At 43.3% G+C, this 21,758-nt stretch carries 12 protein-coding genes; 4 read left to right on the top strand and 8 right to left on the bottom strand.

Annotation, left to right across the window (positions count from 1 at the left end; translation table 11 throughout):
- Positions 1-8 precede the first annotated feature (8 nt).
- From EZE20_RS23045 to EZE20_RS23025, 5 genes are all read right to left on the bottom strand, one after another.
- Positions 9-749 carry a M48 family metallopeptidase gene (locus tag EZE20_RS23045; RefSeq protein WP_132122227.1) on the bottom strand — a complete coding sequence of 247 codons (741 nt, stop codon included), beginning with the start codon at positions 747-749 and terminating at the stop codon, positions 9-11.
- On the bottom strand, positions 739-3,885 hold the full coding sequence (locus EZE20_RS23040; protein ID WP_132122225.1) for a type I restriction endonuclease subunit R: 3,147 nt from the start codon (positions 3,883-3,885) through the stop codon (positions 739-741). Before EZE20_RS23040 ends, EZE20_RS23045 begins: the two co-directional genes overlap by 11 nt.
- 55 nt (positions 3,886-3,940) lie before the next feature.
- The gene (locus tag EZE20_RS23035; protein WP_132122223.1) at positions 3,941-5,176 is read right to left on the bottom strand and encodes a restriction endonuclease subunit S; all 1,236 of its coding nucleotides are present in this window, start codon (positions 5,174-5,176) and stop codon (positions 3,941-3,943) included.
- A gap of 173 nt (positions 5,177-5,349) precedes the next feature.
- On the bottom strand, positions 5,350-6,447 hold the full coding sequence (locus tag EZE20_RS23030; RefSeq protein ID WP_132122221.1) for a PDDEXK nuclease domain-containing protein: 1,098 nt from the start codon (positions 6,445-6,447) through the stop codon (positions 5,350-5,352).
- Positions 6,448-6,555: 108 nt separating this feature from the next.
- The gene (locus tag EZE20_RS23025) at positions 6,556-9,000 is read right to left on the bottom strand and encodes a type I restriction-modification system subunit M (protein WP_132122219.1); all 2,445 of its coding nucleotides are present in this window, start codon (positions 8,998-9,000) and stop codon (positions 6,556-6,558) included.
- Between the two features lie 1,891 nt (positions 9,001-10,891).
- On the opposite strand from EZE20_RS23025, the gene EZE20_RS23020 reads away from it, so the two are divergent.
- Both EZE20_RS23020 and EZE20_RS23015 read left to right on the top strand, forming a co-directional pair.
- Complete coding sequence (locus tag EZE20_RS23020; RefSeq protein WP_132122217.1) at positions 10,892-11,455, top strand: Crp/Fnr family transcriptional regulator; 564 nt, start codon at positions 10,892-10,894, stop codon at positions 11,453-11,455.
- A gap of 100 nt (positions 11,456-11,555) precedes the next feature.
- Positions 11,556-12,962: a hypothetical protein gene (locus tag EZE20_RS23015; RefSeq protein WP_132122215.1), complete on the top strand. Its 1,407-nt coding sequence runs from the start codon at positions 11,556-11,558 to the stop codon at positions 12,960-12,962.
- Positions 12,963-13,745: 783 nt separating this feature from the next.
- Here EZE20_RS23015 and EZE20_RS23010 read toward each other — a convergent pair.
- The 3 genes from EZE20_RS23010 to parA form a co-directional block, all read right to left on the bottom strand.
- Positions 13,746-15,026 (bottom strand): replication initiation protein, encoded by a 1,281-nt coding sequence (locus EZE20_RS23010; RefSeq protein WP_132122213.1) that lies wholly within the window; start codon positions 15,024-15,026, stop codon positions 13,746-13,748.
- 1,187 nt (positions 15,027-16,213) lie between these two features.
- Entirely contained in the window at positions 16,214-16,471 is a 258-nt protein-coding gene (locus EZE20_RS23005) for a hypothetical protein (RefSeq protein WP_132122211.1), read from the bottom strand.
- A gap of 23 nt (positions 16,472-16,494) precedes the next feature.
- A complete protein-coding gene (parA, locus tag EZE20_RS23000) occupies positions 16,495-17,139 on the bottom strand; it encodes a ParA family partition ATPase (protein WP_132122209.1) in 645 nt (214 codons plus the stop codon).
- A gap of 1,094 nt (positions 17,140-18,233) precedes the next feature.
- On the opposite strand from parA, the gene EZE20_RS22995 reads away from it, so the two are divergent.
- Both EZE20_RS22995 and EZE20_RS22990 read left to right on the top strand, forming a co-directional pair.
- Positions 18,234-18,509, top strand: coding sequence for a LuxR C-terminal-related transcriptional regulator (locus tag EZE20_RS22995; RefSeq protein ID WP_132122207.1), 276 nt, complete (start codon positions 18,234-18,236; stop codon positions 18,507-18,509).
- 740 nt (positions 18,510-19,249) lie between these two features.
- Positions 19,250-21,655: an SdrD B-like domain-containing protein gene (locus EZE20_RS22990; protein ID WP_132122205.1), complete on the top strand. Its 2,406-nt coding sequence runs from the start codon at positions 19,250-19,252 to the stop codon at positions 21,653-21,655.
- The last annotated feature ends 103 nt before the right edge of the window (positions 21,656-21,758 follow it).

Below are 21,758 nucleotides of genomic sequence, written 5' to 3'. Positions count from 1 at the left end.
ACCCTCCTTCAATACCCCCACTCCTCATGCCGAACTGGCAGCTTGTTCAGCTCCACCTTTAACTGCCGCCAATTGGGTAGGAACTTATCCATGTAGGCCACGAATATGTCGTTGTGGTGGCGCTCCAACAGGTGGACCATTTCGTGGACCAGGATGTATTCAAGGCAGGTGTCGGGCTTTTTGGCTAGTTCCAGATTTAGACGGATCTGCTTTTGGTCGGGATTGCAGGAGCCCCAGCGGGTTTTCATCTGCCGAATCTGCCAGCCGTTCAGGCATACCTCCATGATTTTCTCCCACTTCTCAATCAGGGGCGGAATCTGCTTTTTGAGCTGGGTGCGGTACCAGCGTGTCATGACCTCGTGTCGCTTTTCGGGAGGAGTCCCAGGACGAACGTATAGATCCAGGTAAGTTTTGTTGCGGAGAACAACCCTGGGCGGGGAGTCGGCTTCATGGATACGAAGCAGGTAGCGCTTGCCCTGAAAGTAATGACTTTCCCGCTGCTTGTATTCCCGGGCCGGAAGGCGCTCCTGCTCGGCAAACTTGCGTTGATTGCGACGAATCCAGCTTAGTTTTGAAATGGCAAATAGCCTGATGGCATCGTCCTTCACCTGCAAAGGGGCCGCAATCCGGACGCGCCCCGAGGGTGGGTATACCGCAAGATGGATGTTTTTGATGTCCTTTCGGACAATGTCAATCGTAATATTGCTGATGGTGATCTGCTCCCGATCAATGCTTTTTTTAGTACTCATTCTTGTGTTTCATCACCAGGTCCAGCACAAAATCGGCGCTGGGCTCCTGTACTTCGTGTCTATCCAGTACTTCTTCAATCGCGTATTTTACGGCTTTGGTTTTTTGAGGATTGCCTCGCCAGCCGTCTTTTTTAGTGGTCAGGATTTTCTGATCCAAATCGTGGGCCAGTTCTTCGTTTTTGCCGAGGTTATCGTAAAAGGCCCGCTTGGCATCCGTATTTACCATAGGCGGGTAGGCGTTAGTGCTACCGGGAGCTTTTACCTGACCAGCCAGGGCAATGATTTTCTTTAAATATTCCTCGTATTCAAGGGTTGCGTCTTTCCGCATCTGGATGAGCTCTTTGAGCAAGGTACTCATTTTTTCATAGTAGGCGGGGTTGGCCAGGCTTTCTTCGATAATTACAGACCGCAGGTTGTTCTCTATTACTTCGGCCACCGATTCCTTGTTCCTGCGGGTAGCGTCAGGTAATGTTTCCAGAGCTTTTTCGCCTCGTTGTACCAGCAGCTCTACCAGGCTAAAATCGTCGAAGTTGGCCAGCATCCGGCTTTGTTCTGCGCCAATATAGCTATCCAGCAAATGCCGCATGGCGGGCTCGTACTGTTTCAGGTCAATGTAGTCGCCGCTGGCCAGCTGAATTTCCTGGCGTAGGTTTTCAAAGTGTTTTACGTCTGCTTTGATGGCTTCAATTTCCCGCTCGCTGTACCCTGCTTCCTTCATTTCGTCGGCAATGTTGGCGTAGGCACGAATGAGCTGCACGGTGAGTTTGTACAACATCTCCCGGCGGGGCTCGGTATCTTTAAGGTCGTCTGGATTGCTGCTGTTGCCGCAGAAGTAATGCTTGTGTTCCAGATCGCCCCGGGGCGGCTCAACGGGCTCACACAAAGCTTTGATGGCTTCCAGGGCTTCGTCCAGTCGTTCTCTGCCGCTGGTCAGGCGGTTTTTTAGCAGGCCTTCAATATCCTCCTTGTCGTAGCCGCCCAAAGCTTCGGTCGTAAAATCGTAAAACGCTGCTTCCAGACTATTGAACAAATCCATGTAGTCAACAATATAGCCGTACTCTTTGTCGTCTCCGTCCAAACGATTTACGCGGCATACGGCCTGAAACAGCCCGTGGTCGCGGAGTTTCTTGTCAATGTACAGATAGGTAGCCGAAGGTGCGTCAAAACCGGTGAGAAGTTTGTTCACCACAATTAATAGCTTCATTTGGGCGGGTTCTTCCACAAACTTTTTCTTAACCTGCTTCTCAAACTCCTCCACCTTTCCCAGGGCCGTATCCGCGTCTTCGTTGAAGTAGTCGGCCAGCATGCGGCGGTAGATTTCGTAGCGCTGCAATTTCTCCGTATAACCTTCTCCGGTTTCTTCTCCTTTAATATCGGCTGACGTAGGCACAAAGGATGTCACAATGGCTACCTCTTTCAGGCCGGCGCTACGGAACAGCTCGTAGTAGCGGCAGGCGTTGTAAATACTGTCGGATACCAGCAGGGCATTTCCCCGACCATTTTGCAGGCGATCTTTCCGGGCCATGTCCATCACGATGTCCATCACGATTTTCTCCAAACGAGACTTTGAGCTGAACACTTTTTTTAAGGTACCCCACTTCTGTTTGAGTTCTGCCCGGGCGTAGTCGGTAAGGCCCTGGGTTTTGAGCTCAAACCATTCGTCTATTCGCTCTTCGGAGCTAATTTTTTGCTCAATGTCGCGGGCTTCGTAACGCAAATCCAGTACAACCTTGTCCTTGACGGCTTCGTTGAACTTGTACGTATGAATGTACCGCCCAAATACTTCCAGACTGGTTTGTTTGTCGGATTTGAGCAAAGGCGTACCCGTAAAACCGATGAATACAGCATTGGGCATGAACTGCTTCATGGCCTGATGCAGCTTGCCGGTTTGGGTGCGGTGGCATTCATCCACAAATACGTACAGGTCGCCCTTGGCCCGGAAGTCGGTAGGAATGCTGCTTTTTAGCTCGGCCAGGTATTTCTGCATGTCGTTCTCGTCCACTTCTTCCTTTCCGCCAAACTTATGAATCAGCGAGCACATCAGCAGCGGGGATGTGGCATGGAGCTTGGTGAGCAGGTCGCGCCCGCTGCTGGTGCGGTAAATGTCTTCCTGTACGCCCTTGTACACTTTTTCAATCTGTTCGTCGAGCTCGTCGCGGTCGGTGATGATCAGGATGCGCGCGTTGGGGTTATACTCCCGGATCCACTTGGTGAGCCACACCATGGTGAGGCTTTTGCCGCTGCCCTGCGTATGCCACAGGATACCCCCCTCGCGGCGTTTTACAAAGTCCTGGGCGGCCTTGATACCAAAGTATTGGTTGGGTCGGCAAAGCTTCTTCTGACCCCGGTCGTAGACCACAAAGTCGTGGATGATTTCCAGAAAGCGCTCTTTGTTCAACAGCTCCACCACGTTACGATCGAGTGGGTAGGCGTAGGTGGCGGCGCGTTGGCGCAGGGGTTGGGTTAGTTGCAGCAGGTAGGGATGCTCCCGGTTTTCTTCCTCGTTTACTTCTTTCCAGCGCAGAAAGTACTTCTCCCGGGTTTCGATACCGGCATAGGCAAGCCCCTCGGTGTCGTTGCCGGCCATGACCAACTGAATGGTAGAGAAGAATGATTTGATGAAAATCTGCTTTTGATTATCGAGATTTTGCCGGATTCCTTCGGAAATGGATACTGTGCTGCGTTTGAGCTCGATGACGCCCAGCGCAATGCCATTGACATACAGAACCAGGTCGGGGCGTTTTTTGTGTTTGCCAACCACGGATACTTCTTCGGCAATGGCAAAATCGTTGGCCTGGGGTTGCTGCCAGTCGATGAGCCAGACGGTCTGGCGGTTCTGGCCGATTTCGGGCTGCACGCTGATGCCGTAGCGTAGCAGGGAGTAGACTTCCTTGTTGACGTCGTAGAGGCTCTTGCCCTGGTCGTTGGCTACCTTGTCGAGCTCGTAGAGGGCCTTGGTGATCAGGGTGGGCGGGTAGCCCCGCCGGCTGAGGTGGGCGGTGAGGAGCTCCGCTTCTATGTGGCTGTTGTGGGCGCGGTCTTCCCAGTTGCCCAGGTAGCGGTACCCGAGTTCGCTCTGAAACAGCCGGACCAGCCGGTTCTGCGTCTCCCGTTCTATTTTGCCGATTCTGCTCATGGTGGGGGTAGGTGGTTTTTCGTTGAGGGTTTAGGGTTTGCTGGGGAATGGTAGCTTATGCCAGCCTGATTTTTCCCGTGAGCAGGTTCTGCATCATGCCCTGTTTGAGCTGCTGGTACTTGGCTAGTTTCTTTTCCAAAGCCTCTATTTCTACGTCCATGTCGGAAAGAGTTTGGGCGATTTGGGTTTGTTCGGCAAGCGAGGGCAGGGAAATATCGTAGTTAATGATTGATTTGATTGGAACCCTCTTCTGACCAGCTGTACCTGTCATTTCTAACTCTAATTGATTTCTAAATTCCTTGGTTTGCGTATGATAGAAAACAAATCTAGGTATGGATTTCTCATTAATTTGCAGTACATGGAACTCTGTACTACCAAATCCTAAGTCCGTTTTAAGCGTATCCAAACAAGCGCCTTTACCATTTTCAAAGCATGGAGTTATTTTCGCAACTAAGACATTATCTTTTCTAAAAAAAGAAAGCCCTTTTTTTACTTGTGAATAAGAAAATATATGTTGATTAAGAATTTTTCCCTCTTCTGATACATCCTCCATTCCCAAAAAAACAACTGGTGTTTCACTTTTAATGGAAGGCTTGCTCTGACTTGACTCGAATATCTCCCCCAACCTCTTCACCTCCCACCTCTCTTTGGGTTTGAGCAGCTCCTGCATGGCGCCTTGCTTGATGGCTCGTTTTTTGGCGATGAGTTTTTCCAGTTGGGTAATGAGCGCGTCGGCATCGTTCAAGGCCGTGGCAATGGCCGTTTGCTCCGCTAGTGTGGGGGGCAGGGGGATTAGTAACTCCTTGTATTCCTTACCATTTATGCCTGGTTGCCCAGTTCTCATTGAATTCGCTGCAATCCAATTCCAATAGTACTTCGTTTGTGTAAAGAAAAATAGATATGTAGGTAAAAGGATTTTCTGGTTAGTTCTAACTCTAATTAAAAAACCAGCAAAAACAAGTTCACCGTCTTTTTTATCATAAAGATAAGTTTTACCAACACTTGCTCCTGTTCTCGCAAAAACAAGATCTCCTTCATTTAGAAAATATGATCCTGAGTCAACACTATCAACCGAAACTACGTTTGCTTTTGAATACTTACCATTTTCTAAAATATCTGTAATTCTCAAATAAACCGGTAATCCTTGATTGTAAGTTACTGCTGCTGCATTGATTCCGTAATCAGGGTTTTGAATTAAATATGTTCCTAATTTTTTTACTTCCCAATTACTCGGAATTAACCCCACTTCGGTTTCCTTAAATTCAGCTTGTACTACTCTATTTTCTACCATGGCAGGCTATTGATACGTTTTTCTATTTTCAAAAATTCAAGCTCATTCATCGGCACTAAATATGCCAGTACCCCCGCGCGTTTTTGTTTTTTGTACTCTATTGATAATCAAACCTATAAGTACATTTATTTTGCCGTTTCTGTCGCACATTTGGTACTAATTTGCGACGCTCGTCAAACTTCACCGAACGCTTCGAGATCCTGCTGAATCAGATTCAGCAACGTCTGCCGATCAGGAAGCTGTAACTGGTATTTCGACACGAACAACTCGTTGGCCATTCCGCCCGTGGCGTACCGCACCAGACTGTCGTCTTTGTCGGCACACAAAATAAGGCCTACGGGCGGGTTATCGCCTTCGGTCATTTCGTTTTCCCGGTAGTAGTTCAAATAGAGGTTCATCTGGCCCGCATCGCCATGATCGAACCGACCAATTTTGAGGTCAATCAGAACGTGGCATTTCAGGATTCGATGGTAGAAAACCAGGTCGATCTTGTAGTGAGTGTTGCCGAAGGTGATGCGCCGCTGACGAGCCTCGAAACAGAACCCCCGCCCCAGTTCGGTCAGGAATTCCTGTAAGTGATTCAAAATCGATGTTTCCAGATCATTCTCGGAGTACTCGGCTCTCTCAGTCAGATTCAGAAATTCTAGCACATAAGGATTCCGCATCTGGTCGGACGGGATGCCGAGCTGTCCCTCTGCTATACGACCAATCACAGCAGCTTTGTCGGTAGAAAGCCCCGTGCGTTCAAACAACAGGGTGGTAGTCGCCCGCGTTAACTCCCGCACGCTCCAGCCGTTTTTAATGGTTTCTATTTCGTAGAATCTTCGTTTTAGTTCCGAGTCCAAACGGATCAGCTCAATAAAATGCGAGAAGGCAAGCGTATTCAGTAACCGGCTGGGCGACATTTTCAAGTGTTCATCTTCTTTGTTTTGGGCAGTTCCCAATTCGCCAGACGGCGTCTGGTGAATTGGTCCCAACTTCATTTCCTGAACCACATAGGGCATAAACCAGCCATAGGTCAGGTAAAACTGTCGGAAGTTTCGCAGGTTCGTAATGGTCATGCCCTTGATGGCCGACAACCGCTCGGCAGTACGTTCCATAAGCCGCTGTCCGTACATGGCCCGGTCGTCACCGTTTTGCTCAAACTCGACCAAATAGTAACCAATCAGCCAGTTGCGTACTGTCAAAGCGGTATTCACTTGCTGGCTGGCTCGCGCCGAAAGGTCGTAATGGGTGCTCTCTAAGGTGCTGATTAGCTGTTCGAAAGTCATTGGTAAGGTTTTAGGGTTAAGCTCGTCAAAACAGATAGATAAACATTCGAGGGTAAGACCCGCTCAATTGTCTACGCACTGCGTAGACAATTTATGAAAAGAATATCCCTAAAACCCCATCGCTGTCAAATGCCCCTTCACCCGCTGCTCGATCTCGCCCAGCGATGTTTCTAAGTCGGGCAGGGGCGTTTCGTAGCGTTCGGCCAGCTCCTTGATGCGCTGCGTAAGACGGTGACTGATGTTGTCCATCTCGGTACCGATACGCTGCTCAATACTTGCCATCCACTTCTTCTCCACTACTACGGTTTTTATCTCCTCCAGTTCCAGCTGTGGATACTGTTCAATCACCTGGCGTTCGAGCATAATCTGCGCCAGCTTGATGCGGTCCTGTACCTTTTTCTCGGCCTCCATGGCCTTGCGGTAGGTTTGTAGCAGGTCATACTCGTCGGCGTTGTCGTCGGTACGCTTGCCCAGCTCCTTGATAGCCCTGGCAAGGTTACCCTTACTTATCTTGCCTTTGTCGTCCACGGCGTTAGCCAGCAGGCCATCTTCGCCGCCGTGCTCTTCGCGGAGTTCGTCCATGCTGGCGTTCAGGGTTTCAGCTTCGGCTTCCAGCGCGTCAATAGCTTCCTGCTCGGCGGCAAAGTATTCCTGCACCATCAGCGCCGGCGGAATGAGTCGACCTTCGAGGCCTTCCATACCTGGTATTTGCTTTACTACCTCCTTGTCGCCCTTTTGTGTTTTCTTTTCCAGGCGTTTTACCTGATTTCCAGCCTGCCAGCCATCGGCGGTCAGCTCATAGAAATCGTCCTGCATGATCTCAAACCAATAGTCCATCAGGTGTTGGTACATGGCATAAGGGTCGGTCAGGGGCCGGTTGGCATACTGCCGCAGTAGTTTTTCCGATAGCTGATGAATTTCTTCCTTGGGTTTGAAGCCCGTATTCAGCCCCTTAGCGTAGGAAATGGTTTCCTGTTTCCAGTGTTCAAAGACGGCGTTCATCTGCTCGCCAAAGGCCGTAAACTCCGGATGGTGGAAGATCCGGTTTTTGATGTCGGCAATGGGGGTGGTCAGCTGATAGTAGTTCGCACGGCTGGGTATGGGCTCAAACAGTTCAGCTTTCAGAGACGGGTAGACGGTCCAGTATTTTTGCAGGGCATCCACGTCACGTGTAGGAATGCCTCCCAGCAAGTGGGCTTCGATGTCCTGCACATCTTCTTCTTCCTGGCTGTCGATGTAGCGAGGAATATTGAGGTTATAGTCGTTTTTTGGATCCGCAATTTCGCTCAGTGGAATCAGCCGTGAATACTTCGGAATTTCGATTTGCTGGTTAAAAGTATCCACCATGCGGTGAATATCCTGCTCGCGCAGGCGGTTCTTGTTCCCATCCTTGATAAAACCCCGGCTGGCATCAATCATAAAAATGTGCGTCCGGCGGGCGGCGTCAGATTTATCAATCACCAGGAGCGATGCCGCAATACCCGTGCCGTAGAACAGGTTAGGCGGCAGACCGATGATGCCTTTGATGTACCCCCGTTGAATCAACTTCTTTCGGATGTCTGCCTCGGCATTGCCCCGGAAGAGTACCCCCAACGGCAAAACGATGCAGGCCTTGCCAGTAGATTTAAGCGATTTGATCAGGTGGAGCAAAAAAGCGAAGTCGCCGTTCTTCTTGGGTGGTGCGGCATCGTAACCGTCAAAGCGGCCGTAGGGATCGTTAGTAGGATCCAACCCGTTCATCCATGACTTATAGCTAAACGGGGGGTTAGCAACGGCGTAGTCGAAGGTTTTGAGCTGACTATTGGCTTCGTCGGTAAACTGCGGAGCCGCGAGCGTATTGCCCTGCACAATCTCGGCGTCGGCGTTGCCATGCAGCCACATATTCATGACGGCCAGGGCACGGGTAGCATTGTCGTTTTCCTGTCCGTAGATGGTGATGCCGTGCGGGGCTTCATCAGAGGCTTTTAGCAGCAGCGAACCCGAACCACAGGTAGGGTCATAGATTGTCTCTGACTGACTTTGAGACCTCTCAATGCCAATAACCCTGGCCATCACCCGCGAAACCTCGGAGGGTGTATAAAACTGGCCTTTGCTCTTGCCGCTTTCAGTGGCAAAGTGGCGCATGAGATACTCGTAGGCGTCGCCCAGTAAATCGTCGTTTTCAACACGGTTGTCGCTGAAATCCAATTCAGGTTTTTCAAAAATAGAAACCAGATTGGTAAGCCGGTCTACCATTTCTTTACCTCGCCCCAGTTTTTCGGGATCGTTAAAATCGGCTACGGTGATGACGCCCGTCAGGCCGTTGGCCTGGGCAAAAGCGCCGATGATTTTGTTGATCTTGTCGCCGATGTCGGGCTTGCCTTTCTGCTGAATCATGTCGGAAAAACTTGCTCCGGCAGGAATTTCAATAAGAGGGTCCTGCTTATCGGAAACATACTTCATGAACAGCATCACCAACACGTAGTCTTTGTATTGGCTGGCGTCCATACTACCCCGCAGTTCGTCGCAACTTGCCCAGAGTGAGCTATATAATTCGGATTTTTTAACGGCCATAGGTCGTGGTAAGTGAGTTGGGTATTTTGCAATAGGTACGTAAAGGGGCAAAGATAGACTTCTTGGAGAGTTACTCAATGCTGAAAAGCTCGTTGGGAGAGAGAAAAGGGGACTTGTCCGTTGATAGCAAGAATTACCAATTTGATGTGTTTCAACTGGGTGATATGCTCCATCTGCCGGGTGGCCATACAGGAACTTCGCTATTTATCCCCCTACCATTTTTTGTATTACAAGGTGAAATCTCATTTGACTACATCGCTGACTGATGCAGCAATGCGATCCGTTCTTCGTAAGTACTGGTTCGCTTCCTGATTCGATGGCTTTTGCCCTCTGATTCATTGCTGGCGTATAGAGAATCAGAGCAGACAAACCCTATGAATCACAACAGATTTGGACCGGAAATACCCCCCTTCGTTCGAATCGCAACGAATACACAAATTTTAGCACTGATTCATTGGACCACGGCTGTGAGTCGGAGCTGCGAATACAGTGACTCACAGCTGGTTTATAGGTAGTTACTGTATTTCGCTCAGAAAGAGGTGCAGGTAGCGAATTCATTCTGATTCGCAGCTGTGATTACAAGCAATCGGTTGTATTTTCAGCTATGAATCACAACAGATTCGGACCGGAAATACCACTCTTTGCTTGGATCGCAACGAATACACAAATTATAGCACTGATTCATTGGACCACGTCTGTGAGTCGGAGCTGCGAATACAGTGATTCACAGCCGAGATTACAAGCAGTCAGTTATATTCTCTGCAATGAATCACAACAGATTCGGACCGTGTTAAAAAGGCGGATGGATTCATTTCTCTGATTCAGGGTAAATTCAGAGCCTTTTACGGGAATACCGGTAAGAACTTTTAGAAAAAGTAGCTTTAAACTAGCTGTGGAGAATTTCCGGGAGGAGTCGACACTTAGATAACCTATTAAGGTAGCCCCGGCCACTAAAAAAGAAACCAAATCTGAGGCCCTTTTCATTCTAAAATGTGCTGCTGATGTTGCTCCTCTCCCATCTCCTGACCCGTTTCAGCTAATTGTATAGGCAGAATTGAAGATCAAGCCCAGTGAATAGGCCCATACGAAGGCAAATGTGATACGTATGTACCGAAAATTGCGTGTAAAATACCCTTAAAAGCCCAATTACTCTGCCTAAATCGGGCTATTCAATTGTAACAGGGGGTGTAACACCCTTGTAACACCCTGAACCGGCAGGTGTAACACCCCTGTAACACCTTTGTAACACCCCTGTAACACCCCCTGTTTCCTTAGCTGGAAGGATCATAGAATACAGAATTAGGAGTGTTATCATTTGACGAAATCATAAGCAGATGGGCAGCTATCTCAGGCCTTGCTGCCCATGTGGATAATAAAGGGGGCCGAAGTGATTGTGCATCCGGCTTTTGCACGAATTCAGAATAGAATATGAAATAGTTGCTAACTATGCGTTGAAATCAATAGTAAAGTTTAAATGGATTGACACAATAACGCTGACAGGTAGATTTCTGAGCCATTAGGTTCCGGCATACAACCACAGGCAAAAAACAAATGTCTACGTGGAAGTCGTGACCTTTTTTTCCTTTCTTTTAATTTAACCCTCAGTTCGGAAAATCAAATGCCATTTTTGAATTCCTATTTTACTTTTGACACGAATGGGTAGTTGAAACCAAAATTCGTTATATACAGTGCTCCTCAAATTACCGAATTAAAAAGCAGATGTGTGGAGAAAATTTGAAAAAAATTAACATTAACATATTCTTACATTAAGCATAATTGGTTGATTTTTTAGTTTATTTAAAAATCTCTTTCAGCCTATTGTACAACCTATATAATAAACTAGGGGAAAATTAATAGTATTTCTAGATTAACGAATGATGCCTATTTTTTTATGAGTGTTTTTTTAGAATTTCTGAATCAACTTGTTCCACTCGACGAGCGAACAAGTATCCTTGTTCAAAGCGCTGTAAGCAAAAGATTAATCAAAAAGAAAACCATCCTGCAGCGGGAAGGCTCTGTTTGCAGGAAATTTTATTTTATTGAAAAAGGATGCGCTCGTGTTTATTATCATAAAGATGATAAAGAAATTACGGGCTGGTTTGGCCTTGAAGGCATGATTGTCAGCTGTATTGACAGTCTATTCACGGCAGATAAGACAATCTACAATATCGAGTTACTCGAAGATTCGGTTCTGCACACCGTTCAATATGATATAATCGAACAATCGTTTTTGGATTACCCCCTACTCGAAAGATTGGGTCGACTACTGGTCACCCAAAACTATCTTCTTCTTGACCAGAGAATGAAAATGATTATCTTCCATTCTGCCGAGGAAAGGTACCAGTTATTACTTCGCCAGGAACCTCGCGCCCTGCAAAGAATCCCATTGAGCTATATTGCTTCTTACCTAAATGTCACTCAGGAAACATTGAGTCGAATCAGGGCGAAATATTAAATCCTGATTTTTTTGATTTACTAATCATTTTTTGATTTTTGTCAAGTAGCAGGCATTTCGATTAGCCGATATTTGCCTATCAACCAAACGAAAAGAGGAAATGAAAGCACTCAATGCAATTCTTGTCGTCCTGCTTACTGTGGCTTCACTACTGAGCTGCAAAGACCTTGAACCAAGGTCTCCCGTCCAGGTTGGCAATCAAGCCAACGCCAAAGAATTTACCGTAGCTGAAGCTAAAACCTGGTTTCAAGGTTCTGTCGTTACAGCTACCAAAAGAAACGCCCGCACAAATGCCAACGGAGCCTGGAATAAAGAGGCCGTTTGGAATTTTGCCGTACCCCGAAATACGGCAGAAGTTGGGCAAGTAGTGATCGTTCCTCTAAAATATATGAACGACATCCCAGCAATTTCATTTGGTGATTCTAAGCAGAAAAAAAAGACTCCTGGAAAAGAAATCAATTTTTCTTCCCGACTAATAATATGGAAGAACAAACTGGGTGGATTCGAGTACCAGGTACACAATATTATGCCTGATGAAAACGACCAGAAGAAAAACGGAAAGACCCTCACGAAAGAGTTTTCTGGAATGCTTACGGTTACTGACCTCGATGGCAACTTTATAGAAGGCTTCACTTATAAAAATGGCAAAATTACGGGCAAGCTCAGTCCGAAACTAAAAAATGCAAGGGTAGTCTCTAACCCCTGCGGAAGCTCTCAGTATCATGAATACGAGGTTGAGTGGTGGTCGATTGCATGCGTAAATGGAAACTGTTACGCACCAACCTATATGTATTCGGAGGTCTATTATATTTGTGAACAAAGCGATCATGGTTCTGATGGCGTGACGCCCCCTCCCACAGTGTCCAGCCCTTCATACATAACCAACAACTACAATACCAATGGGCAGTATCTCTATCAGATAGATGGTAGTGGACCTGGAATCAATATTAGGACAGAATTGGACTGCTTCAAAATGAATTCAAGTTCAGGAAGCGCTTACAAAGTAGTCGTTTACGTAGATCAGGTAAGACCAGGCACAAGAACTATAGGGTTAAGTTCATCTGACTCCTCACCAGGCCATGTTTTTATTGGTCTCGAAATGATGTACGGTGGCCAGAAGATCGTGAGGAATGTAGGATTCTATCCCAATGGAATAGTCACTCCCTTAAATCCTAGTGTATCTGGACATGTTAGAGCTGACACTCGCGGATATGACGTCAAACTTGAAATTCAAGTGTCTAAAAATCAGTTTGATGGAATAGTTGACCAACTTATCGCAACTGCTGAAAACACTTATAATCTCAATAACAACAACTGCACAGATTACGTTTTGGATGCATGTTCCTCCTACCAAATCTCACTTCCTCAAACCTCAGGAAGTTGGTGGGGTGGAGGTGGTCTCAACCCTTCGGATTTAGGAGAAGACATCAGAAGTATGTCTCTGGCACCAAACATGACACGCAGTACAACCGCTGGCTATCCAACCCAAAAACAGGGTGGTTGTTAAATCAACACTAATCATGTTTAGAAATAATAAAAAATTGTTACTGATCTTGGGATTATTTTTGATTATTTCAAATCTACCCCCAATCAAGCCGCTGCTGGAAATGTTTTTTTCCTACGAATATATCTATGTTTCAGATGATCTCGTGTTCATTGAGAGTGAGATCAAGAGTAAGGGAAGAAATTATGATGAGGTACTTAGATGGTTTGATTATTACAAGAAAGAATGCAAACAGCCTGATGCCATCGTGTACAGAGCATTCCGGATTAATCCGCTTAAATTTTGGCTTTGGTGGGAGTTCCTGACTCATCCAAAATTTCGATTGCCTTATAAGAAGGTTCCGCAAGAATACTTTGAGAATCATTATTCTAACTCGGGTTGCGGATAAAGGGGTTAAATTAAAATTTTGTTTTGATAATACCTAAGAAAGAGTGGCAAGCCAAGTTGGCTTGCCACTCTTTCTTAGGTGAGGCTTAACTATTAAAAGGTGCAATTTTCCCCGCGGCTCTCTGAGCTCAATTGCCATTCCAGACCTTGTCATTCACTGTGAGGAGATTTTATTGCTTAATGTCAGAGATCTCTCCCGGTGCCAAAATACAGATTTGGGATAGCTCCTTGATGTGGGAGAGCAGCAGGGAAGGCTTGTTTTAGAGATGGAGTCAATCCTGATCTTTTCATAACAGGAAATTCGTTTTACAATCTCTATTAAAGTAATTAAAACGTATTTAAAACGATATAAAATCAAATTTTAACGTTTTAAATGACTACATTAGGGGCAACCAAATGCTAAAACCCATCTTCCATTTTTTTTATTTCTATCTCCCGTGAAGCAATTGATAAAAATGCTTGTGGAAAAAGGTCCTGAGCGACTCCCACCAACATTCCCTCCAACATTGGATCTTTCAGGTTTTCCGAAAAGCTCAGATTATCCTTGTACGTAGACTTAAAATAGCCTCCCCGGAGTTTAACAATCAATTGCTCCTGAATACTCAAATCTTCCTGAGTGAGGCTTCTAAAAATAGCCACTTTTTCCTGGTAGACCATTTCTTTTAGTTTCTCAACATTCTCATGACTAAGTTGTGAAATTTCCTTTTCCGCCTTCTTTTGCTTGGCCTTCGTTGCCTTCTGCTCCTTCAATACCTTCTCACTATCCACAAATTCGGGCATAGAGACCATTTTCTGCATGTACGCGGCCACATCCTTCACCTTCCCTCCGTTGAGCTTTCCTAGCCCATATTCTACCCCTTTTTTTATTTGCTCATATGAGTACTTGTCGAACCAGGCTTTTACCACGGATTCCGGGACGTACTCTTTTACAAGCTCTAAAATCTCCTGTATCTGCGGATCTACGTCGGTTAGTACTTGTTTTTTATTCTTCCTTATCTTGAAACGCAGCTTGATTACTTTTTTGCCTGCCTTTACTTCTTCATAGTCAAAGTACAACTCTGAGTTTTTTATAAGCTCATTCCGCGCTTGGTTAAGTACTTTTAATTTGAAATCGTAGTAGTTCTTGTACTTATTCTCAATTCCAAATATTCTCTTCAACTCCTCCAGCTCATACTCAAAGCCCTTAAAGCGTTCGTACTCCTTACAAAACTCATAGAAGCGTATGGAATATACGCTATCCAGGTGCATAATATTACGTATATCTATCACCGTGAAGTTCTCTTTGATCTGTAAAATGAAGGGTTTGATCTTGCTGGGAATCTCGAAAGTAAAGTATCCCTCTTTCTTGTGATAGACAATTGTGTTAATAAAATTAGACTCCAATCGGATGTTTTCATCCTCATAGTTGATGTCTTTCTTGCGGAGCTTACTAAGCTCCTCCTGCAAGTAAGTATGAATGTTTTTGGAGCCGCTCCCAATGAATTTCGTAATCTCTTTGACCGAAAGCTTTATCTCCGGAATATCGTCCAGGCTTTGATCTATGCTAGCAATAATTTTTAAGAAGACTTTTAGCTGCACAGCAGTTATATCAAACCGCGCATTGATGATTGGATTGGTTTTGATTAATCTGTGGGGATCGTTCGCAATTGAAAGTAATGCCTTATCTCTTTTTTCTTCCATGAATCCTGATGTGTTTAAAACGACTCATACTCATCGGTAGTCGTAGAACAAAAGTAAGAGAGTATTTTATTTAATACCAGAAAAACGACTTATTTTTTTCTTAGTCGTTTTTTGACCCCATAAAAGTCGTTTTTTGACCCCATAAAAGTCGTTTTTTGACCCCATAAAAGTCGTTTTTGACCCCATAAAAGTCGTTTTTAACCCCATAAAAGTCGTTTTTAACACTGTTAACCATACTGATTTTCAATAGGTTACGAAGGAGGAAAGTTAGGAAAGAGAGGAAAGGTAAAAGAAAGAAACAAACAGTGTTTTTTTTAAAATTTTAGTAAAAAAAATAAAAATTTAGCTGTTGAAGAGAATCGATCCAATTAGTACTTTTTCAAGAATCGATCACAATTGACACAGTCATTGGACTTCCTTTTGACTGTCTGTAAAGAAAGAAAGTTTTTGCGCCGACCCCATAAAAGTCGTTTTTGTCTCTATAATCTTTTGATATTCAATACATTATGATTTAAATGTTTGTATTGGATACACTTTCGCAATCAAAATTTGTGAATGACAAACTAGCAGTTAGAATATCATAATACATAATCACTTGATAATTAGCCGATTACGTTATCATGCTCCAAAATGAGGCACTTTTTTAAAAAAAAACTTTTTTTGGGCCTGCGGAGTAAAGATTTTTTGATAAACACTCCTTTTGTCGGTATTTGTCGCAGTTTGTCGGTTTTTTCCTGTATTTGTCCGAATTATGGTTCTTTTGTCCGTTTTTATGCTAAAAACGACTTTTATGGGGTCATAATTTATTGGCTATTTCATGTAGTCAGTGTAGATTTCTTGACGTGATAAATTTACTTATTTGTCTTATATGTATATTTGTTTTCTCTTTATTGGCCTTCTTTCATGGAGTTCTATATCTGACTTTTCTAGCATTTGTTCTCATATTCAAATCCTAACCGGCGTATCTCGTTGCTTGAAGTAAGAAATAACTGATCATAAATTGAGTAAAGCAATATTGAATTGAGGATTGTACGATGGCAAACTGATAGATTTATTTGGTTTCATTCTAGCAATCAGAGCGGGTTTAACCAGCTAAAATTACTGATAACCAAGTATATAAATATAAAAAGGTAGTGTAAGTATATGTGTGTTTAAGTAAATACTTAAACACACATATACTTATTTACTTATTTAAGTATATCTGCTTCAATCAAACTCAGCACGTAATCACGGACTGTCATACCTTCTTGCGCCAGCTTTACTTTCATTTTTTTGAAAAGCTCTTTGTCAATATCAACGCTTAGGCGGGTGATCTCCTTTTTACCGGTAGAATGGAGCTCCTTCACTGCTTTCTCCGTTTTTTCGACATCAATAACTGTTTTTTTTATATTCTGCCTGGGGCTCAGGCCCAGCGTCTCTTTTAAGCCTAATTTTTCCTTTGCCATGGTTTTGTCTTTTTAATTGGTGCTTACTTGATCTTTTTCATAATTTTTGAAATTTCATTGTATAGAGCTACAAGCTCTTCCTGGGCTTTCTTGTCTTTATATTCAATCACGCCAAGTCCTTTAATTACGGCCTCTCGATAAGCTGTACGATTTTTTAGTGTATTCTTCAAGACTGGAATTTCCGTGTCTTCCAGGACTTCCCGAACCTCCTTTGAAAGGTTTGTATTGGGCTGAAACTGATTCATCAAAAAGTAAGCTGGTAGCTTTTTTTCTCGTTCTGCTTCTGCATCATGGTATCGTTCTAAGAACTGCTCAGTTGCCCATATATCGAGACCGCTAGGCAAGATTGGAATCAACAGCAGGTCTGCCAGTAGGATAATCTTGCTAGTTACCTTATTGAGCGAAGGAGTACCATCAATGAGAATGATGTCGTAGTCCTTACTCAAATGTTTCGCATTTTTTGAAAGTTCTATACCATCCGGCTGCCCAAATACAGGAATCGCAGGAGCGTCGTCCGGGCGCAAACCTGACCAGCGTATAGCACTTTGGTTCGTATCAACATCCAGGATACACACTTTATAACCCGCATGAGCAAAGCATACGGCAAGATTTTGTGATAGTGTTGATTTACCAACACCCCCTTTTAGGCTAGTTACAGATATAATCATTAGATAATCAGATTGCTTGTGGGTGTAAAGGTAAGTAAATACTTAAACCAACAAATACTTATTTACTTAAATAAGTATTTGTTGGTTGGATTAACGTAAACACTTTTATGTCGAACAACAAAATTGGAGTGTTACGTGGAGAAGCATTTCTACTATGACGTAAAACGTAAGTATTTACTTATTTAAGTAAATGTTGGGATAAGTAAGAATACTATTTCGTGCCTTGCTGCAGGTATATATTTGGTTTTCTGATCACGGTATGGACCTTTCTGGGCGCAGGCAGGCCAAGTTTAAGCTTCTAAGTGATTTTTTTAGACATTCAGTGACTATTCTACTTAACATAACACGACTATGGAAATTGAAGATGCACTGTTGATACTCTAACTTCTTAGGGCCATTTTTCTTTACTCTTGAATCACCTGACAAATTTATACGAGTTTTTTTTGGACCGTAGCGAGGAAGGGTGCAAAAAGTATAAAAGGGTACACTGGGGATAGAAAAGACCTAGCTAGAGAGCACTCTTGAAAGCTGAAATAGCAATAATGCTCAATATAGAGGAGAAAACTGCTGCTGAAATTATAGTCATCAATCTAACAGTATCCTCGGAAGCGATGGGGCAAAAGTGAACATTGTATGTTGCTATGCATTTAATTCGAAAAATCAAATGCCTCACATATCATCCGATATTACTTACTCCCTAAATAGCTGCAACCGACTCAAAATTAATAGTTTATGTGGCTTAGAGCTATGTAATTATTCTAGTTACGCAGTATTCCGCACATCTAAAAGAAAACCTCAATCGAGTGTCTGAAAAGAACTAAATCCTTATCTATTTGAAATCACTGGCCATTATTACAATAGCATGAGGATCATTCAACTATAAAGTATTCAAATGCAACTGCTCAGAACCGAAGGTTATTTGTGATCTGTTTAGAATTTAGTTAATAGAAGTAAATAATGGACACAAAACAGACAAACTGGCATTGTTATTGATGATTTATCATAAATTGTAACCAATGCTTGTGCGCAAAGGTAAAGGTACACATACTAAAACATTTAGGAGCCTCACTAATTTTTAACCTAATAGTACTTTTATGCGTGATTTTACAGTTCCACATTATGACTCATCCAGTTGGCATCAACTCACCCATCGAGAATGGGAGGTGCTACTTTTGCTAGCTGACGACCTTGATAACCAAGATATTGCTGAAAGAATATCTGTATCAATCAAGAGTGTCAAAAACTATCGAAACCGAATTAGTGACAGGCTGCAACAAAAAGGCCCGCATGTATTAGCTCGTTATGCTCGTCGTAATCGCAATTATTTGAGGGAATTATACATGCAGCACACTGGTAAATCACCATCATAAAAATTTTGGTGATTGAGTATCTTTTAAAGATAGGGTAAAAAGACCTCAAAAAGACCTCAATTTTTGAGGTCTTTTTGAGGTCTTTTTACCCTTGCATCAAATGTGGCGAATAACCTAATTTTGTCATAAATAAAGGCTGAAATTTTAATATCAATCCTTTAAATTCAGTTTTGGAGTTGTGAAACCCATATTAACTTTTGGTTTCTATAATGTGCCAAAATTATACAAAAAAATGAGTATTGATTAGGTATTCTAAAAGTGTACTAATGAATTTGACGGTAATATGGGTAGCCAATACCTTTTAATTTACTATCTGAATAATAGATATTTAGATAAATAAGGACTTGTAAATACATATATGTCCCTTCTTGCGATATTTTAAAATAGTTAAGGCATAACTAATTGATTATGAGGCATTATATGATAATTAAATTAAAAATATCTTGCATTTTAGCAAGGTACAGTAGATTGTGCACTTAACCATACCTTAGTAGGCAAGTATTTTATATACTTGCAAATTAAAACGAATAAAGGATAGTTATTAAAAATTTTGGTTTTAGTATTTAAATGCTTAAAGATAGCATTTTGTAATAATATTTATTAAGGAGCTACATATATCAATACATATCGTATTCCCTTGAAAAATAATTTTAGATACAATTTATATTAATTATATATTTCATTTCCGAATTTCTATTGTGATTTTCCATCAATAACTCTTTTCATATCGCATAATCTTTATGAAACAAAAACTTTTGCCCTGCATCCTTACGGTTGCTGCGGGCTTACTTTGCCAAAATGCATTGGCGCAAGTGGGGGGGCGTGCCTACCAGGACTTAAACGCAAATGGGAAATACGATAGTCCATCTGAAAAAGGCATTAGCCAGATAAAGGTTTTAGCGTACGACCGTATGGGCCAATTGTTAGGAACTTCCTTAACGGACACAATTGGGCTCTATTCTCTTTCGGGTATACCACCGCAGCCACTCCGAATTGAATTTGAAGGTTTGCCAGTAGGTTTCCATCCTACAATTGGCCAATATCTTAACCGATTCATTGATGGAAGGCGGAGAGAGGTAATAGATCTAGGTTTGTATCAACCAACTGCTTATGTAAGTGAGTCGCCAAAAATTGCCGTTAGTATACAGCCAATGGGCGATCATACAGACAGCAGAATAGATTCATTAGGAATAAGTACTATCCGTATCCTCATGTCTGATTCCCTAGTAAGAGATGATAGAATACAAATTAGCCCCAAGTATACAGGTTGTATTTGGGGGCTCACCTATGATAGGTCACACAATTTGCTCTACTCTGCAGCGCTAGCTAAGCGACACAGTGGGTTTGGACCATTAGGTTCAGGTGGAATCTACAAGACCAATCTTTTGACAGGGAAAACTATTCCTTTTGCTTCTTTAGATTCCTTAGGAGGAAACACGGGTCCAAAAGATTTAGTACGTGATTTATCCTCCCGATTCGAGAGCCCAATGAATGACTCTTTAATGTTTCCTCTCGTGGGAAAGATGGGACTTGGGGGAATTGATTTATCCAAAAACAAACGTATATTATATACCGTTAGTCTATTTGATAGAAAATTGTATTCCCTTCAATTACCAGACAATGACAAAGCTCCTACTTCAAAAGATCTTAACAGCTTTGATCTTGCGGTACCCAGATGTAGGGGTGGAACCTACCGCCCTTTTGCGGTCAAATCTTATAAAGATAAGGTTTATGTTGGTGGTGTGTGCGATGCTCAACGTTCAGGTAAATCCAAGGATTTGATAGGTTATGTTCATTCTTTTGACCCCGAGACCAGGAAAATGGCCCAAGTGATTTCTTTTCCTCTTAACTATGAAAGAGGGACAGTTGAATATGGGATAGGAAATTGGTTTGCATGGACTGACAATCCTAAGGAGGTTATGCTTAAAGAGCCCGCATGGTGGGCAGTACATCCACAACCCATCCTTTCAGATATTGAATTTGACTCCGATGGTAGTCTTATAATTGGCCTGATGGATCGTCTAGGTCATCAAATGGCTTCTGGCAAGGGTACATCTGATGGTCAGTGGAAACAAACCATAGTTATTTCAGCAGGCGATGTTTTAAGAGCAACACCCAAGAGAAAAAATTTCAGCTTGGAGGCAAATGCCAGCGTGGGTAGAAATGAAAGCAAAGGGCACAATAATGAACAGGGGCCACAGGGGGGCGAATTCTATTTTGAAGATATTTTTTCCGTAGGTCAGACGACTTATCACCAGGAGAATGGGATGGGTGGCCTTGCCATTTTACCTAATAACGGCTTGGTATTAGTCAGTAGTCGCGAGCCCATAGCCGAGTACAATTCAGCCGGGATTAGCGCTTATGATAACGTAACTGGTAAGAAAGTGGGTAGTTTAGTAGCATATCAACAAAATTCTACAACGGAATTTGTGGGTCGCAAGAGTAATCATATAGGTGATGTAGAGGTATTAGGGGCAGCTCCACCTACACTTTTGGGCCACCGGGTATGGCAGGACTGTAATGAAAACGGTTTACAGGATGCGGATGAAGTTGGTTTGTCAAATGTTAAAGTAGGTTTGTGGCGAGAATCGAATCTAATTGCAACGACACAAACCGATAGCCTTGGTATTTATTACTTTGACAGCCGATTTTTAACCAGGGGTCTAAACCCAGGAGAAAAGTATGAACTTCGTATTCCGTTACAGCAAGAGCCATATGGTCTTTTACAAATTGCTCCATCTGCAAAAGAACTAAGACAAGATATTGATAATGATGCACTTGAACAAATGGGTCATGCTGTAATTCCGTTTGTTGCCCCTGTTCAAGGAGAGAATATGTTTAATTTGGATTTTGGGTTCAAATGTGTGAATAAATCAAATGTAACAGCAGAACTACTATGTAATGGAACCGATTTATCCAACGCCACAATAGCCCTGAAACTTGACAACTATACTAGTGACGAACGGTACGATTTGACTCCGACTCCAATTTATACGGGTCGGGCGGATCACTCCTCCGCAGATCAAATACCAGACCAGGGGCTTCTACAAAATCAACCTCTGGCTTCGCTAACTGAAATTGCTCTTAGCATTAGGATATTTAACGTAAGCGGCTGCTACAAGGTATCCGGCCTACCAACTACATAATAGTTAATTACTGACCTTTGCTAAAATTTTGCGGAAACAGATCGGCAATGTCTTTATGATTAATCGTAGCGATGTTTTGCAGGGTGTTTTTCAGCCAATTGTA

Source organism: Arundinibacter roseus, assembly GCF_004348825.1.
GTDB classification, from domain to species: domain Bacteria; phylum Bacteroidota; class Bacteroidia; order Cytophagales; family Spirosomataceae; genus Arundinibacter; species Arundinibacter roseus.
This window is presented reverse-complemented; position numbering and strand designations above follow the sequence as displayed.

What these genes read in the sequence shown, in the direction of transcription:
- parA (WP_132122209.1), bottom strand. Translation starts at nt 17,139, where the DNA reads ATGATTATATCTGTAACTAGCCTAAAAGGGGGTGTTGGTAAATCAACA.
- EZE20_RS23010 (WP_132122213.1), bottom strand. Translation starts at nt 15,026, where the DNA reads ATGGAAGAAAAAAGAGATAAGGCATTACTTTCAATTGCGAACGATCCC.
- EZE20_RS22995 (WP_132122207.1), top strand. Translation starts at nt 18,234, where the DNA reads ATGCGTGATTTTACAGTTCCACATTATGACTCATCCAGTTGGCATCAA.
- EZE20_RS23045 (WP_132122227.1), bottom strand. Translation starts at nt 749, where the DNA reads ATGAGTACTAAAAAAAGCATTGATCGGGAGCAGATCACCATCAGCAAT.
- EZE20_RS23005 (WP_132122211.1), bottom strand. Translation starts at nt 16,471, where the DNA reads ATGGCAAAGGAAAAATTAGGCTTAAAAGAGACGCTGGGCCTGAGCCCC.
- EZE20_RS23020 (WP_132122217.1), top strand. Translation starts at nt 10,892, where the DNA reads ATGAGTGTTTTTTTAGAATTTCTGAATCAACTTGTTCCACTCGACGAG.
- EZE20_RS23030 (WP_132122221.1), bottom strand. Translation starts at nt 6,447, where the DNA reads ATGACTTTCGAACAGCTAATCAGCACCTTAGAGAGCACCCATTACGAC.
- EZE20_RS23025 (WP_132122219.1), bottom strand. Translation starts at nt 9,000, where the DNA reads ATGGCCGTTAAAAAATCCGAATTATATAGCTCACTCTGGGCAAGTTGC.
- EZE20_RS23015 (WP_132122215.1), top strand. Translation starts at nt 11,556, where the DNA reads ATGAAAGCACTCAATGCAATTCTTGTCGTCCTGCTTACTGTGGCTTCA.
- EZE20_RS22990 (WP_132122205.1), top strand. Translation starts at nt 19,250, where the DNA reads ATGAAACAAAAACTTTTGCCCTGCATCCTTACGGTTGCTGCGGGCTTA.
- EZE20_RS23035 (WP_132122223.1), bottom strand. Translation starts at nt 5,176, where the DNA reads ATGGTAGAAAATAGAGTAGTACAAGCTGAATTTAAGGAAACCGAAGTG.
- EZE20_RS23040 (WP_132122225.1), bottom strand. Translation starts at nt 3,885, where the DNA reads ATGAGCAGAATCGGCAAAATAGAACGGGAGACGCAGAACCGGCTGGTC.